16 protein-coding genes are annotated in these 14,884 nt (G+C 58.2%); 7 read left to right on the top strand and 9 right to left on the bottom strand.

The genetic code is table 11. The features are described 5' to 3' along the window. Positions 1-4: 4 nt before the first annotated feature. The 5 genes from AEAC466_RS40220 to AEAC466_RS40240 all read left to right on the top strand — a co-directional run bounded on the left by AEAC466_RS40220 (position 5) and on the right by AEAC466_RS40240 (position 4,829). Positions 5-427 carry a hypothetical protein gene (locus AEAC466_RS40220; protein ID WP_023459622.1) on the top strand — a complete coding sequence of 141 codons (423 nt, stop codon included), beginning with the start codon at positions 5-7 and terminating at the stop codon, positions 425-427. Between the two features lie 162 nt (positions 428-589). Beyond that, positions 590-1,003: a hypothetical protein gene (locus AEAC466_RS40225; RefSeq protein ID WP_155913805.1), complete on the top strand. Its 414-nt coding sequence runs from the start codon at positions 590-592 to the stop codon at positions 1,001-1,003. A gap of 211 nt (positions 1,004-1,214) precedes the next feature. Continuing rightward, positions 1,215-2,849, top strand: coding sequence for a SulP family inorganic anion transporter (locus tag AEAC466_RS40230; protein ID WP_255346298.1), 1,635 nt, complete (start codon positions 1,215-1,217; stop codon positions 2,847-2,849). After that, positions 2,833-3,450, top strand: coding sequence for a ParB-like protein (locus AEAC466_RS40235; RefSeq protein ID WP_023459625.1), 618 nt, complete (start codon positions 2,833-2,835; stop codon positions 3,448-3,450). Before AEAC466_RS40230 ends, AEAC466_RS40235 begins: the two co-directional genes overlap by 17 nt. Positions 3,451-3,569: 119 nt before the next feature. Further along, complete coding sequence (locus AEAC466_RS40240) at positions 3,570-4,829, top strand: SGNH/GDSL hydrolase family protein (protein WP_023459626.1); 1,260 nt, start codon at positions 3,570-3,572, stop codon at positions 4,827-4,829. Between the two features lie 21 nt (positions 4,830-4,850). On the opposite strand, the gene AEAC466_RS40245 is transcribed toward AEAC466_RS40240, so the two are convergent. The 9 genes from AEAC466_RS40245 to AEAC466_RS40285 all read right to left on the bottom strand — a co-directional run bounded on the left by AEAC466_RS40245 (position 4,851) and on the right by AEAC466_RS40285 (position 12,739). Then, the gene (locus AEAC466_RS40245; RefSeq protein ID WP_031239359.1) at positions 4,851-7,622 is read right to left on the bottom strand and encodes a bifunctional diguanylate cyclase/phosphodiesterase; all 2,772 of its coding nucleotides are present in this window, start codon (positions 7,620-7,622) and stop codon (positions 4,851-4,853) included. A gap of 171 nt (positions 7,623-7,793) precedes the next feature. After that, a complete protein-coding gene (locus tag AEAC466_RS40250) occupies positions 7,794-8,204 on the bottom strand; it encodes a hypothetical protein (protein WP_023459628.1) in 411 nt (136 codons plus the stop codon). Between the two features lies 1 nt (position 8,205). Continuing rightward, on the bottom strand, positions 8,206-8,427 hold the full coding sequence (locus AEAC466_RS40255; RefSeq protein WP_023459629.1) for an AbrB/MazE/SpoVT family DNA-binding domain-containing protein: 222 nt from the start codon (positions 8,425-8,427) through the stop codon (positions 8,206-8,208). Between the two features lie 140 nt (positions 8,428-8,567). Next, positions 8,568-9,419 (bottom strand): hypothetical protein, encoded by an 852-nt coding sequence (locus tag AEAC466_RS40260; protein WP_023459630.1) that lies wholly within the window; start codon positions 9,417-9,419, stop codon positions 8,568-8,570. Further along, entirely contained in the window at positions 9,416-10,174 is a 759-nt protein-coding gene (locus AEAC466_RS40265; protein WP_023459631.1) for a hypothetical protein, read from the bottom strand. Before AEAC466_RS40265 ends, AEAC466_RS40260 begins: the two co-directional genes overlap by 4 nt. Before the next feature lie 111 nt (positions 10,175-10,285). Continuing rightward, positions 10,286-11,011, bottom strand: coding sequence for an SDR family NAD(P)-dependent oxidoreductase (locus AEAC466_RS40270; RefSeq protein WP_023459632.1), 726 nt, complete (start codon positions 11,009-11,011; stop codon positions 10,286-10,288). Positions 11,012-11,023: 12 nt separating this feature from the next. Next, on the bottom strand, positions 11,024-11,443 hold the full coding sequence (locus AEAC466_RS40275) for a BLUF domain-containing protein (RefSeq protein WP_023459633.1): 420 nt from the start codon (positions 11,441-11,443) through the stop codon (positions 11,024-11,026). Positions 11,444-11,451: 8 nt separating this feature from the next. Beyond that, positions 11,452-12,165 carry a GTP cyclohydrolase I gene (gene folE / locus AEAC466_RS40280; protein ID WP_023459634.1) on the bottom strand — a complete coding sequence of 238 codons (714 nt, stop codon included), beginning with the start codon at positions 12,163-12,165 and terminating at the stop codon, positions 11,452-11,454. A gap of 76 nt (positions 12,166-12,241) precedes the next feature. Beyond that, the gene (locus AEAC466_RS40285) at positions 12,242-12,739 is read right to left on the bottom strand and encodes a TspO/MBR family protein (protein ID WP_023459635.1); all 498 of its coding nucleotides are present in this window, start codon (positions 12,737-12,739) and stop codon (positions 12,242-12,244) included. Between the two features lie 735 nt (positions 12,740-13,474). Here AEAC466_RS40285 and AEAC466_RS40290 point away from each other — a divergent pair. Both AEAC466_RS40290 and AEAC466_RS40295 read left to right on the top strand, forming a co-directional pair. Further along, entirely contained in the window at positions 13,475-14,041 is a 567-nt protein-coding gene (locus AEAC466_RS40290) for a hypothetical protein (protein ID WP_023459636.1), read from the top strand. A gap of 142 nt (positions 14,042-14,183) precedes the next feature. Next, positions 14,184-14,831, top strand: coding sequence for a BON domain-containing protein (locus AEAC466_RS40295; RefSeq protein WP_031239362.1), 648 nt, complete (start codon positions 14,184-14,186; stop codon positions 14,829-14,831). Positions 14,832-14,884: the final 53 nt, after the last annotated feature.

Below are 14,884 nucleotides of genomic sequence, written 5' to 3' on the forward strand. Positions count from 1 at the left end.
GAAGATGGCGAAAAACCATGTCTGGATTTTGATAGGTTCGGGGACTTTGATAGGCTCGGGCTTACTGAGCGGGTGCGCCGCCGGTCTTCAAACCCCGCCGAACCTCGCCGGCATACAGGACATGTCTGTTCGTGAGCAAGTCGAGAGTGATTGCCGGCTTGAGGCGCGATGGCCCACCTATCAGTCAGCCGCCTATCGTGGCGGAGCGGGCCGGGTAAGGGAGCAACTGACGAATTTTCCGAGCGGTAACGAGGCCGCAACCATTGCCCTTTGCGCGCGCCTCGAACGGGCGACGCAGGCGAATGCGTCGTCATTGGCGGACGACTGCAAGTTACTGATGGAACAGCGACGGCTTAGATACGGCGACGCTGCCCTCTCCAATATTACTCGTTTTCAAGACGTGTGCAGACAACTGACGGGTCGTTAGAGTGACGGATCATGGGAGTGATCGGCCAGAGGAATGACGGGCGGTGGACAGTCAGGATCTCTTCTGTCCAGTCATAAAAATATGGTAAATTTTGTACGTCGTAGAGGGTCAGTTTTTGATATAGACCTTTACGTAAGCAACTGAATGAATCTGGGGAAAAAGATGGCCATTCAATCAACCGAGTTTGATTACTTTCTGAAGGTATTGCTCAGGCTGGCGGAGCAGATGATACCTCAATATGATATTTGGGCCGACATCGAAAAATGGAAAACAGAATGTACGCCGCTGCAACAGCGCAGGGGGCTTGAAGCTGGACTCGGAGATCTTGTCGAGAATAGTTTTCAACTATCTGCGGAAGACTGCCAAGGAATCGACGATGTCATGCGCGCCGAAGGCCTCATGACGTTGTCAGAGTTACAGGTGCTGTATGGACAGCGAGTCAGGCGGCTGCTGAAAAAGAAAAGGCTTGTTCGTGAGGAAGACGCCATCGCATTGAAAGGGGCTCTGGATGCCGATCTGTTTGACACGCAGGAATTGGAAATCGCCAAACACCTGATAGCAAGCTACGGATCCTAGTGATGGGGCCGCCCTGATTCGGTCAGATCGGCCCCTGAAAACATTTTACGTTTTTTCCGTTCGAAGAGAGCGCTGCGTACAACACATCGGGAGCGCCAGTTCCGGTGACAAAGACATAGGGATCAGGTCCATAGACTCCGACGGCCGTCTCAGTTTAGCATATCGTCTCCCGCCTTTTAGAGGCTGGGCCGCCGCGCAGTGGGGACAAAACCTGACGGCGGGGCTGACCTTGGCGGCCATAACCCTGCCTGAGCAGATTGCCACGGCACACCTGGGGGGATTTGCACCGCAGGCGGGCATATTCGCCTTCGTTGCGGCGACCTTAGGGTTTGCTCTGTTCGGTGGTAATCGCCTCCTGACGGCTGGTGCGGATTCCACCACGGTGCCGATTTTTGCCGGCACGCTGGCGGCGCTTGCGGTTACCAACGCAAGTTCTCTTCCGGCCGAAGCGGCGGCCTTGGCGATACTGGTCGGCGGCATGCTGATCGTCAGCAGTTTAATGAAGCTGGGATGGGTGTCGGGCCTTTTGTCCGTTCCTATTATCACCGGCTTTCTTATTGGCATTAGCGGGCACATTGTCGTGTCGCAGCTACCTGAGCTTTTAGGGATTTCAGTCTCTGGCGACACCTTGCCGGCGCACGTGGGATATATCATCGCGCATATGGCGGCGCTTAACCCGTACACGTTGGCGACGGGGTTGGGCGTGCTGGCAATAATGCTTGTCTCGGAAAAGCTGAGCGGCCGCCTTCCGGGCGCGCTCATCGCCATAGTGCTGGCGACACTGGCCGTCAGCATTTTCAAACTGACCGGACATGGCGTATCCGTTATGGGTGCCGTACCGTTTGGGCTGCCTCAGTTGACCCTCCCGGATTTTTCAGGATGGGCGCGATTGGTGCCTCTGGCCCTTATCATTACCTTGATCGTCATGATGCAAACCGCAGCCGTCAGTCAGTCGATGTCGTCGCCCGGAGGCGACGGACCGGACATCGATCGCGATTTTCGGGGCATGGGTGTGGGAAACCTGATCGCTGCCCTGGTGGGCGCCTTTCCGGTCAATGCCAGCCCGCCGCGCACAGCTGTGGTGGCACAGGCCGGGGGTACGTCGCAACTCGCCGCCATTGTCGCGAGCGTCTGTGTGGTGATCGTCATCTTTTGGGGAGGCGATCTGTTCACCCTTGTCCCGCAGGCGGCCTTCGCCGGTATTTTGTTGTTTGTTGCCCAACGCATTTGTCGTGTTGGCACTGTCATTAAGGTGATCAAACAGACGCCGCTAGAGGGCGGTCTGGTTATCTTGACCGCTGTGGCGGTTATAGCGCTTCCGATACAGACTGGTGTTGCCATAGGCATCGGTCTGTCGCTGCTGCATGGCGTCGCCATGATCCTTCAGACCCGACCGGTTGAATTGTCCAGATTGCCCGGTACGACGATCTGGTGGCCTCAAAAAGGGAATGCCTCGCCGCCGGAAGATGTGGCCATTTTGGTTGTGGCGTTTCAGGCGCCTCTGCTGTTTGCCAATGCTGACGTGTTCCGGCGGGGCATGATCCATAAAATAAGCGCGGCGAATCCTCTGCCTCAGGTCGTCATTTTAGAAGCCAGCGGGATAGCCGATATTGACTATTCTGCAGCGCAGGCATTCATAGATGTCATCGCCTATTGCCGCCTTCACCAGGTCCGTCTGGCCTTGGCGCGACTTGAATCCCTCAAGGCGCAGGACGCGTTTGAGCGCTTCGGTATTATGCGTGAACTGGGCGAAGGGTGCTTTTTTCACAGTGTCGATGAGGCGGTAAATACCTTGAAGCCTTCACTCACTATGCCTACGGGAGATGTGAATGCATCCGGTTCGTGAACCTCGGGTCAAGCCCACACCCATCCGTGATCTGCGCCCGACCCAGATGACGGTCGGTATGCGTGAAGTTGCCGCCAAGCGCGAGAGATGGCAGAGCGAGCGGGACGGCAAGGGCGAGGTGTTTCTGGGCCGCCATATGATCCCTGTCGTGCTGGGTCCCAAACAGCGCGCCTACATCATCGACCATCACCACCTTACGCGAGCCCTGCATGATGAAGGTGTCGAGGATGTGCTCGTGTCGGTCGTCAGCGATCTTAGCCACCTCACCAAGGACGCGTTCTGGGTTGTCCTCGACAACCGTAACTGGATGCACCCCTTCGATGAATCGGGCCAGCGGCGCAAATACGAGGATATTCCTACGTCTGTCCAGGATTTGGTCGATGATCCGTACCGGTCTTTGGCCGGGGCTTTGCGTCGGGCGGGCGGCTACGCGAAGGACACGGTGCCATTCAGCGAGTTCCTATGGGCCGATTTTCTGCGACGGCGTATCAAAAGTTCGGCCTTGGCGAAGAACTTTGAGACCTGTCTTGCTCAGGCGTGCGAGATCGCCAAAACACCTGAAGCCAGTTACCTGCCGGGGTGGTGCGGTCCGACGGACTGAGGCGTGAAAGAGCCGGTGCAGACTGGACGGGCGAAACGCGTCGAGGTGCGGCTGTCTGCATCTGTCCACACGTCTGCCCGTCATGTAAGGTTTGACCGATTCCCCTCAGGATGCCGCTTATGAAGATTGTCTCTATTGTCGCCGCTCTTGTCTGTGTCGCGGGGCTTCAGGCGATGCCGGTAGCCGCTAAGGCGCCCCGGCAGCCGTCGGCCAATCAGGCGGTCTGGATACCCGCCTGGTATGCCGCGCCGGAGCCTGCCGGCAGCGCCTTGCAGATCAAGGACACGACCTTGCGTCAGATTGTGCGCGTCAGTGCTGGCGGTAGCGCCGTGAGGGTGCGCCTGTCCAATGCCTATGGCAGCCAGCCGCTGCGGCTTGACGAGATACACGTGGCGCGCCGGGTGTCCGGCAGTCGCATTGACGTCGCCAGTGACCGCGCGGTGACATTCAATGGGAAAGCGAGCGTGACTTTGGCGCCCGGCGCCTATGTGCTGAGCGATCCTATCGCCCTGGACGTCACCGCCGATCGCGATCTGGCGGTCAGCGTATATGCCGCTGGTCCGGCGGCGCTATCCACGGTTCACGATATTCAGCGCGGCGTCCTTTACACGGCGCCAGGGCGGATGACCGACGCGGCCGAATTTACAGGCGCGTCCTCCGCGGACATTGGCTTAGGCCAGGCATTTCCCTGGATTGCGGAAATCGAAGTGTCGGGTGGTGAGGCCAAAAGCGCTGTTATTGCTTTCGGCGATTCCATCACTGATGGCTATGGTCTTACACCGGATCGTGGCGGTACGTGGCCGGAGGTTTTCGGGCGCCGTCTGCGTGAGGCAGGCATTCCGCTCAGCGTCGTCAACAGTGGCATCAGCGGTAATCGCGTGCTGCACCACGGCCAATGGGCACGGTTTGGTGACAACGGTCTGGCGCGTTTCGACCGTGATGTCCTGGCCCAACCGAATGTCTCCGCCGTGATTGTCCTTATCGGCATCAACGATTTGGGACATGCGCAAGGGCCTGGGTCTCTAGACTATGTGTCAGCCGAGGATATTATTGACGGCCTGAGCCAGATGGCGGCACGGGCTCATGAGCGCGGCCTCAGCATCTATGCCGGCACCCTTACGCCTTTCGAAGGTACGGTTTTTAGCGGCTACTATTCCGATGAAAAGGAAGCGCGCCGCGTGGCGATCAACACATGGCTAAGAACAAGCCATACTTTTGATGGCGTGTTCGATTTCGACCTGGCTGTGCGCCAGCCGGACGCTCCGACGAAGCTAAGGCCTGAGTTCGATGTCGGCGACCATCTTCATCCCAATGACGCAGGTGCCGCAGCGATGGCGAACGCGATTCCGCTGGGCTTTTTTGACGGTGCCAAGCGGTAGGAGAGGCCAGATCACGGCCGGTCAGGCCGCTTTTCGGTCAATGAACTCGACCGGCCGCCCCAGCAGGTAGCCCTGAGCTTCGTCGCACCCTTCTTCGCGCAGCAATCCCAATTGGCTTTCGGTTTCAACGCCTTCCGCCAGAACCGGTATACCCAGAGATTTGCCAAGCGCCAGGATAGCGCGGACGATGGCGCGCGCTTGTGGGCTCTTATCGGCCTCCATCAAGAAGGAGCGGTCGATCTTGATCTTATCGAATGGGAAGGAATTGAGGGTGTCCAGGGAGGAATAGCCGGTGCCGAAGTCGTCGATGGCTATGGTCACGCCCAGCGCCTTGATCTGGCGCAACAGGTGCAGGGCCCGGACTTTGTCGCCGATAATGGTGGTTTCCGTTATTTCCAGTTCCAGGCGCGAGGGGGACAGGCCGGTTTCAATGAGCACCGACTTAACTGTTTCTATCAGAGTGATGTCGTTAAGCTGAACCGGCGAGAGGTTGACGGCGATCTTGGCTGTGTTGGGCCAGCTCAGGGCTTCTAAGCAGGCGGCCCGCAGGACCCAGGCGCCGATAGCGACGATTGCGCCGCTTTCCTCGGCGATGGGGATGAATTCCGCCGGAGAAATGAAGCCGCGTTCCGGGTGTTTCCAGCGGATCAGGGCTTCGTAGCCGGTTATCTCCCCGGTGCGCACGGAATGCTGCACCTGGTAGAACAGCCGGAATTCTTCATTGGCCAATGCGATGTCCAGGTCTGCGGCCAAGGCACGCCGATGGCGTTCGGCCTCATCCATTCCGGAGTCGTAGAAGCAAACCTTTTGCGCTGCATTGTTCTTGGCACGGTTCAGCGCCAGGTCGGCGTTATTGAGCAAGGTTTCTCGGCTGCTGCCGTCACCGGGATATAGAGCCACGCCGAAGCTGGCCTGGATTGCAATCGGCCCTCCGTCGAGTGAAATGGGGACAGAGACTGCGTCGTTGAGCGCGGCTATCCTGGCCTCGACCGTCTCTCGCCGGTCGAAGCGTTTGACGATGGCGAATTCATCCCCGCCGAACCGGGCAATCAGCCCGCAACTGTTTGCCGCATCAGACAGGCGACGGGCCACAGCCTTCAGGACAGTGTCCCCGGCGCTGTGTCCGCGTTGGTCGTTTATGTCCTTGAAGCGGTCGAGATTGGCAATGATCACCGCGACCTGCTCGCCGTTGCGCGCTGCGGCAGTCAATTCCTGATCAAGATATTCGTTGAAATGCAAGCGATTGGGCAGCGCCGTCAGGCCATCATGGCGCGAAATATGGGCGATGCGTTGTTCGGACAACCGGCGCTCCGTCACATCTTCGAACGTCGATACCCAGCCGCCGTCCGAGGTCGGCCGATGCGAAATCGACATTGAACGCGCCTGGAACAGATCCGACACCATGGTCCCGCCGCCGGGTTTGGTGATCAATTCCATGTGGCGTGCATGGTGCATGGCCAGGGTTTCGGGATCCACCGACCTGCCCAGACAAATGCTGACGATATGGTCCGACAGCGCTCGAAAGGTCAGTCCGGGGGCCATGAACGCCGGATCCAGGCCATATAGCTCGGAAAAGCGAGAGTTGGCGAGGATCAGATGCTCGTTCCGGTCGAATAGCAGCAGGCCCAAAGGCATATTGGACAAGGCGGCGTCGAGATTTCTAGCGCTCGCTATCACACGATCCTGAGTTGTCTTTCGTTCGGTGATGTCTTGTGTGATGTTGGCGAAGCCCAGCAATTTGCCGTCGTCGTCACGCAATGCACGCAACAGGGTGTGGCTCCAGAAAATTTTACCGTTGGCGCGGCGGGCGGGACCTTCAATTTCGGCTCGGTCTTCCTTGGCGGCCTTTATCAGAGCCGCTCGGTAATCGTCCGGAAAGGCAGCATCTGCGGCACACACGTCGGCATAACAACGCCCGACTATGTCCGAAGCCAGATAGCCGTTGATGCGGTCCCCGCCGGCCTTCCAGTCGACGACGTTACCGCGGGTGTCGAGCATGAAAATGGCATAGTCTTCCATCCCCTCGAGCAGAACGCGGAAGCGGCGATCGGTGTCGGCGCGCAAGCTGTCCAAACGGCGAGCTGAAACGACCGCAAAGACGCACAGACTCAAGACAGCGATAGCGGTAACGGTGATGGCCAACGACATGGCTTGCGGCGAAAGGACCAGTCCGCTGATCTTGCGCGCCGCATCGAGCCGAATGGTGACTGCGCCCATGGCGGTAAAGTGGTGGCCGACAATCGTTAGCAGCAATATAAGCCCGCCGAGACGACGCAATGGGCTGCGTGCCGGCAGGGTTATGGTCCACAGAGCGAGGGCGCCGAGCAGGAGACTGATGAGGATCGATGCTATAACGAGGTCGGGCGCCCATTCAACATATCCTGGAACATCCAGCGCCATCATACCCAGATAGTGCATGGTGGCAATGCCGGACCCAAGGACGCTGCCCCCGACCAGACGGGCATGGGGAAAGGCGCGACTGACGGCAATTTCGATGCCGCCCGTGGTGATCGCCATGGCGCAAACGAGTGACACAAGGGTCAATGTCAGGTCGTAGGCCAATCCCATCTTGGGGTTGAAGGCCTGCATGGCGACGAAGTGCGTGGCCCAGATGCCGAAACCGCAGGCCATGCCGGCAGCGAGAATCCAGCGCAGGCGTTGTCCGCCCTGGGTAGTCTGCGCACGCCCGATGATGAGTGCCGATACAAAGCAAGAGATGAGGCAGATAACTCCGGCCAGGAGTACTAATCTCCAGTCGTGTTGATCCTTGAGGCAGTAAAGAACTCTAAACATAATCGAACGTGATTGTTATGCGCCAATTGTTAATACGTATTGCCCCGGCATTAACCTCGGCGATCTAATCTATAGAAGACAAATAATATGATATTCTTGTTATGCTGTTAATCGCGTGGCTTTCCGATGCGAGCAACGGCGATTATGTCAATCGACACCCTCGATTTGCCTTTATCCGGCCTTCGGCGGCATGGGCACGATATGGTTGCGTATCCAGCTTGCGAAATTTTCGGCGCTCAGTTCGCCGTCGGCTACAACCATGAGGCCGAGGAAGCAGGTGGTATCATCAGCACTCAGCATGTAACCGTTCAAGGTGAGGAACAGTTCAATCGTGATCAAGGCGACGGCCAGATTACCACCATGGAAGAGCTGATCATGTGCCAGGGCATAGCCGTAGCAGGCGGCCAGGCTGGCCAGGTCGGTTGCTGAACTCTGATTCAGGGCATGGACCCGGGCGTGCATCATCTTCATCATGCTGCGTTCGCGCAAACCCGTCGCGCGGTCGGCGTTGGCGCCGTGGTCCGCCACCAGTTCGGCCTGAACGGCCTCTATAACGCCCTCGCGAATGAGCAGAAAGGCCATGCTATTTGCTCAGTTCATGAACGACGTTGCGGCGTTTTTTCATCAGTTCGCGCGCGGTATGCATTTGTTCGGCAAAGGCGGGATCGTAAGGTGACAGGCGATAGCCGTCAGGCGTTTCGGTAATGAAGATGGTGTCGCCCTTTTCCAGCTTCAGGCGCGTAAGCAATTCACGTGGCAGGATAACGCCCAGTGAGTTGCCGATTTTGGTGATTTTAAGTTCCATGGCCCGCCTCGAATCAGGAGTTTCCTAAGCCTAGAACCTAATCGTCAAAAATCGGTGTATAAACGCCTGTATATACGCCAAGAGGTAACCAAAAACCGTATTCGGAGGCGTGGGCATGTTCACGCCTCCGCGCTTTGAGCCTACTGCGCCATGCGGAATTCAATCGACAGATTTGCGCCTCTGCCCGCCGCGTTTGCCTGGGACTGCGCATAGGACGCGACCTGCAACAGCGGCTGTCCGCCGGGGGCTTGTTGGCCGCGCATCTGCGCAAGCTGCGGCTGATGGGCGATGAGGGCGTCCCGTAAGGCCACGGATTGCTCCAGGGCGAGGGCTTGTGCCGCGCGGCCTTGCGGCGTGCTGACATCGAGATTCACACTGGCCACCACGTTGACGATGGCCATTTTCGTGTCGTTGGCGCAACTGCCGGCCGGGGTTACGCCATAGCTGTAGCAGGGCAGTTGCGATGCCAGGGTCTGGGCAACCTTTTGGGCGATAGTCTGACCTTCAGGCTTCAGGGTGGCTGTCCCTGTCACGAACAGCTGGTCGGCCGTAAAGGAGAGGGTGGCCGCGTTCAGGTCGCTACGGGCCACCTCGCCCAATTGTGCATTTAACGACGACATAAAGGCGGCGCGATCGGCGGCGGCAATTGTGGCCGTTGGCTTGACCGGTTCCGTGCCGCCCGAATAGGCGAAGCAGTGCCGGTCGCCCGACGAATCGCCGAGTACGCTGCCGGGTAGGCACACAATGCGGTTTTTGGTATCGACCTCCAGGGACGCATCGCGACGTTCAAGCGCGGTCGCCGTTTGCAGGAGCAGGGCCGTCTGGCTGTCCTTGGCGCTGGTGAGGGCCGCGGTCGTCGAGCGATAATTGAGGGCGAAATAGCTGAGCAAGATGATGAAGATGAAAAGAACGCCGACCATCATGTCGGTCATGGAGACATAATAGCTTTCGCCTTCCTCGACATCTTCGGCGCGCCGGTGACGGAACTTCATGCCGCCGCCTCGCGCGACAAGGCGATTTCCAGACGCTTCAGGCTCTTGAGTTGTTCGAGCATGACTTTTTCCGGCGGCATGAATTGCACGCAGGCATCCAGGCTTTCGAACAAGGTGGCTTCCAGGGACTGGATACGCTTGCGACGCAGGCGGGCGACGAAGCGCAGGATAATGGAGGCCAGAACACCGGCGATGGACGTCCAGAACTTGGTGGCCGCAATGGCCAGAAGGCCCATCAGGGCGGCTTCCATGCCGGCACCCTTGGTATCGGCCATGGCGGCGGTGGCCTCGCTGAGCGCCGCAACAATGCCGAGGAAGGTTACGACCAGACCGATGGCGACAAGGATATTGGCCCACCATTCCAGGCTGCGTGCCGGCTCGTCCAGACGGTCAAACGCTTCGGCCGCCCGTATGGAGGTGGCGTATGTGTTGTCACCGGTGTCGACCAGAAGGCTTCTGTAGTTCGACCATCCCAGCACCAGGGCGGCTGATGCAGAGGCATTGTTCGCAGTGCCGCCGAAACGGATATCCAGGTTTGAAAATTGGCTATAAAACGCGGTACGCGCTGCGCCCCCGCGCAGGGCCGAAATCAGGTTCCACCTTTCACGCAATTCTTCCTGCAAGGGGCGATATTCGCTGATGCTTGACCAGACAATCAAGCCTATCCCGAAGAGAAGAATGGCGCCGGCCATAAGAAGCGCCACACCCGGCGAACTGAACAGGGTAACAACGAGAGCGGTAACGGGGTCGTGCAAAACAGGTGTCCTTTTATGGTCTCCGTCCCGATCGCGACTTTGCCGACCGATGTGGCGAAAATAAGGACGCCGCGAATCCACCCGATCCGGGCTGCGCGATGGCGCGCGCCTCTACACCCTCGTCTTGGGCCGGACCCGCGCTAGTCCACCGTCAACCCCGAGGGTTTGACCGGTAATCCAATCATTCTCCGGATCGAGCAAGAAAGCGATAGCGGCTGCCACATCTTGCGGTTTGCCCAAACGCCCTAAGGCGTGCATCGATTCAGACACTTTGCGTGCCGCCTCGCTCCCCGTCAGTTGTGCGGTTAATGGCGATTGCACGAGGCCGGGTGCCACCGCGTTGATGCGCAAGTTCATAGGCGCATAGGTGGCTGCTGAAGACAGCATCAAGCCGATGACACCCGCCTTCGCTGCTGCAATCGCCTCGTGATTGGCGAGCCCTTCAAGTGCGGCGGCAGACGATATAAGAACAAGGGAGCCTCCGCCGGTCATATGCTTACCGGCGGCACGAACGCTTGCAAAAGCCGTCGTCAAGGATGCCGAGATGACAGCGTCGAATTGAGCGCGGGAGGTGAGGTGTGCCGAGCGCAGCAAAAGCGATCCACTGCAATTGACAGCGCCGTCTAACGGGCCCGCTTCGGCAAAAACATGCTCGACAGCGTCAAAGTCGGACACATCTATCATGTAATCCGGGGTGATTTTATCGGCAGTCCGCGCAGTGGTCAGAACGCGGTGGCCTTGCGATCTCAACCGTTCGGTGGTTGCCTGACCGATGGCGCTAGATGCCGCCAAAATGAGATAATTTGCCATGTTTTTCCCCATATGCCCTGTCAGCATGCCGTCAATACTTCAGGCCCCGATGGCGCCGGTGGCCACCAGTTCCATTAGGAAGGCCATGGCTGTCCTGCCTGTGCCGGCAAACGGGTCGAGCTTCGGTTTCGGAAAATACTTGAGCAATAGTCCCGGATTGACCAGGTCGATGTTTACCTGGCCCATGGTCCAGCCCGAAAAGGTACGTTCGGCGATTTCTTCGAACAGCAGAACGGTTACGGTCTGATGCCTGTCGTCCTGCATCAGTTTTGCCAGCAGTATCGAGACCTGTTCACGATCGCCTTCCAGCACCTGGACAAAGACAGATTGGGTGTAACACAACAGCCCTGTTATGCCGCGGGCGGGGTTGTTGCGGCGCGATTGATCGAGGATGTCGGAAAGAAGCGACGCGGAGGGTTGTGACGTCGGGCGGCTGGCATAGAGACAACGAACAAGCATGATATGCCTCAGCGGCTGGGGGTGATAAGCGATAGAAATTCGCGTCGTAGAGCCGGGTCCTTTAGAAAAGAGCCCCGCATGACACTATTGATCATTTTCGATTCATTGTCTTTGACGCCGCGCCAATGCATGCAGAAATGGTCCGCTTCCATGACGATAGCTAAGCCGTCTGGTCGCACGCGCTCCATGAAGTGATCAGCCAGTTGAGTGACAGCCTCTTCCTGAATCTGCGGACGGGACATGATCCATTCGGCAACGCGGGCATATTTGGATAGCCCGATCAGGTTGGAGTGACCATTGGGCATAAGGCCGATCCATAGCCGACCCATGATGGGGCAAAAATGGTGGCTGCAGGCGCTTCGCACGGTGATGGGCCCTACGATCATGAGTTCGTTGAGGGCGGAGATATTGGGAAATTCCGTCACCGGTGGCGCGGGCGAATATCTGCCGGCGAACACTTCCCGCAGATACATCTTGGCGACGCGGCGCGCTGTCTCACGCGTATTGTGGTCCTGCTCGACGTCTATCACAAGGCTGTCCAGCACAGCGGCAAATTTCTCGGCCACCTCATTTTCAATCTCTATGAGTTCGCCGGTCTCTATAAAGGCCGAGATATTGTCGTTGGCGAAGAAGCGTGTTTTGGCAGCCTGCAGACGTTTGCGTATACGCGTCGATACCGGGTCAATGTCCTCGCCGGGGACGGGCAAATCTGGATTACTCATTCTCTCACTTCCTCAGATATTCAGGCGCGTCATGGGCCGCCTGTCTCGCCACCGGTTGGGAGGCGATACGCCCTAATTAGCGATTAAGACTCCAGACGCCGGCATTCAGCGCCGTCGCGAAACACACCCAAGCCAGATAGGGCACCAGACACAGGGCGGCCGGGCGGTCAAAACGTAGAAAACTGATCAGGGTCGCCACGATGGCGACGATCATCAAAGCTATGACGACGAGCGCGCCGGCGGGCGAATGCATGCCGAAGAACACCACAGACCAAGAGGCGTTCAAGGCAAGCTGGACCAGAAAGCTGGTAACGGCGAACCTTTTGTTTCGCGCAGTGTCGGGAAGCGTCAGGATGCGCCAAAAGGCCACCGCCATCAAAACATAGAGAGTGCCCCAGGCCGGTCCAAATACCCAGTTCGGCGGCGTAAAGGCCGGCTTGTGCAAATAGGCGTACCACGTCTTCAAATTGGCAAATGTTGCCGCATTGCCGATAGCAGCCGCCGTCAGCACCAGCTCGGCTGAGATAGCGGCGGCCCGCAATGGATTTCGTCTGGTCTGTCCTGTGGCGTCCATGGCCGTCCTTTGTCGTTTCGTACGTATACGTGCGAATGCGCGACCTGGTTCAGCGAAAGGCCGATTTACGTATATGCAATCCGATATCCGGGTTGGTCCGATGATGCAGCAGCGCGAGTCAGTCACGGCGCGACCGGATGCGTAATTGCCCCTCAGCACCCGTCAAGCACGTCTGTCTCAGCCCACGCCCTGTATATGAATTTCGGTTTTCCGCTTGTGCACGGTGCCAGGCGCTTACGCATAATGCCCGTTTCCAGTTTACTTTTTTCAAAGTAGGGCAAGATTAGCGAGACATGGCGCCGGGAAACATGATGCGATGCGCTTGTCGCGGCCTCAAATGACGCCACCTTATGTCCGCAGACTTCGCATACGACGTAGTCACGACCGTTATGGCGGATGAACACGGGGGCAGTAAGGCAGTCTGCACAGACTACATCATGATCCCGCGTAAAACGCTTCAAAGGTTTGTCGTTTGGTCCCATAGCATATGCCCTGACGCTGCATACGTAATTACCCCAGGCATGGATCACGTCGATCTATCGGGGGGCTGGAGGCCGCATTCCAAAAACAACCGTCCACGGTACAGTCGGTTGTTTGCGTCGATAGCTTCCCTGATCAAAGGCACAAGTGGGTTTAAGTAGTTTCCGAGGCTGGCCCGAGGCAAAAATGGAAGGCAGAACCACCTGTCCGCTGTTAGCGCGCTCGCGGACGCCGTTAGCCCCAAAAGGACTCCCCATGAAGACCTCCGACGTAACGATTGCCATTTTTGACGATCACCCCGCAGCCGATACCGCCGTCAAAGTTCTTGGCGAGGCGGGGTTCGACATTAAAAACCTCAGTGTTGTCGGCCAGGGATACCATACCGACGAGACGGTCGTTGGGTTCTACAATATCGGCGATCGCGTGGCTTTCTGGGGCTCTCGCGGCGCCTTCTGGGGCGGTCTGTGGGGCCTGTTTGTCGGCGGTCTGTTCGTGACGGCGCCGGTTGTCGGGCCGCTCATCGTTCTGGGCGCCTTTGCCGGCGCCATAATCATGGCCGTAGAAACGGCCGCCGTGGTTGGTGGGATCAGCGCATTGACGGCTGCCTTGGTCAGTCTCAGCATCCCCAAGGACAGCGTAATCCGCTACGAGGAGGCCATCAAGGCCGATAAGTTTCTGGTCATGGCGCATGGGTCGGCGGAAGACATGCGTCGTGCCAAATCTATCTTGGCGAACGCCAGCGCTGCTCATGTCGAGGTCTTTTCCGAGTCCGAAAGCCGGCGTGAGGCACTGGCCTCGTCGATCGTACATGGCACCGCCTGAATTGAGTAGTTTCCGAGCCTGTATCGCCGGTTCGGGCAGGCTTAGCGTCCGCCCCGCAGCCTCTTCCTGAGGGTGTATCCGTCGCCTCAAGCCATTTCAAACCTTTTGGCGATGGTTCAACGAGCCCGTTATGGAGACGAATATGGCTTCCGATAAAGATCTGAAACAGAACGTAGTCGATGAGTTGAACTGGGCGCCAAACGTAAACAGCGCCCATATCGGCGTCGCGGCACGGGACGGCATCGTTACGCTGACGGGCCACGTCGAAACCTACAGCGGCAAGATCGACGCTGAGCATGCCGTGCGCCGCGTCAAGGGCGTAAAGGCCATCGCCAATGAGATAGAGATCAAACTGAACTCGCACGCCAAGCGGGACGACGAGGATATCGCCCTCGCGGCGGTCAATGTACTGGCCTGGGATGGTAATGTGCCGAGTGATGCGATCAAGGTCGCCGTCAGCAAAGGGTGGGTAACGCTCAGTGGTCAGGTCGAATGGTACTTCCAAAAGGAAGCCGCCGCACAGGATATCCGCCGCCTGATGGGCGTCATCGGCGTGTCTAACGAGGCTGTTGTCAAGCCCAAGATCGATACGGACGTGATCGCGGAGGATATTGAATTCGCGCTCAACCGGGCTTGGTTCGACACCAAACGCATCAAGGTCGCGGCGGACGGTGGCAAGGTTACGCTGACCGGCAAGGTCGAGACATGGAGCGACTGGGAGGAAGCCTCAGAAGTGGCCTGGGCTGCAAAGGGCGTGACGTCGATCGAAAACGATATCATTATCGCTTAGAACTACCGCTGGTGTCCGCGCCGGTTCGGGCGCCGCAGACACCAGCGGCGGCG

This window comes from Asticcacaulis sp. AC466, from assembly GCF_000495815.1.
GTDB lineage: Bacteria > Pseudomonadota > Alphaproteobacteria > Caulobacterales > Caulobacteraceae > Asticcacaulis.

Coding starts and splice junctions, on each gene's coding strand:
- AEAC466_RS40250 (WP_023459628.1), bottom strand. CDS start 8,204: ATGGCCTTTCTGCTCATTCGCGAGGGCGTTATAGAGGCCGTTCAGGCC.
- AEAC466_RS40245 (WP_031239359.1), bottom strand. CDS start 7,622: ATGTTTAGAGTTCTTTACTGCCTCAAGGATCAACACGACTGGAGATTA.
- AEAC466_RS40285 (WP_023459635.1), bottom strand. CDS start 12,739: ATGGACGCCACAGGACAGACCAGACGAAATCCATTGCGGGCCGCCGCT.
- AEAC466_RS40290 (WP_023459636.1), top strand. CDS start 13,475: ATGAAGACCTCCGACGTAACGATTGCCATTTTTGACGATCACCCCGCA.
- AEAC466_RS40235 (WP_023459625.1), top strand. CDS start 2,833: ATGCATCCGGTTCGTGAACCTCGGGTCAAGCCCACACCCATCCGTGAT.
- AEAC466_RS40270 (WP_023459632.1), bottom strand. CDS start 11,011: ATGCTGACAGGGCATATGGGGAAAAACATGGCAAATTATCTCATTTTG.
- AEAC466_RS40225 (WP_155913805.1), top strand. CDS start 590: ATGGCCATTCAATCAACCGAGTTTGATTACTTTCTGAAGGTATTGCTC.
- AEAC466_RS40240 (WP_023459626.1), top strand. CDS start 3,570: ATGAAGATTGTCTCTATTGTCGCCGCTCTTGTCTGTGTCGCGGGGCTT.
- AEAC466_RS40255 (WP_023459629.1), bottom strand. CDS start 8,427: ATGGAACTTAAAATCACCAAAATCGGCAACTCACTGGGCGTTATCCTG.
- folE (WP_023459634.1), bottom strand. CDS start 12,165: ATGAGTAATCCAGATTTGCCCGTCCCCGGCGAGGACATTGACCCGGTA.
- AEAC466_RS40295 (WP_031239362.1), top strand. CDS start 14,184: ATGGCTTCCGATAAAGATCTGAAACAGAACGTAGTCGATGAGTTGAAC.
- AEAC466_RS40260 (WP_023459630.1), bottom strand. CDS start 9,419: ATGAAGTTCCGTCACCGGCGCGCCGAAGATGTCGAGGAAGGCGAAAGC.
- AEAC466_RS40220 (WP_023459622.1), top strand. CDS start 5: ATGGCGAAAAACCATGTCTGGATTTTGATAGGTTCGGGGACTTTGATA.
- AEAC466_RS40275 (WP_023459633.1), bottom strand. CDS start 11,443: ATGCTTGTTCGTTGTCTCTATGCCAGCCGCCCGACGTCACAACCCTCC.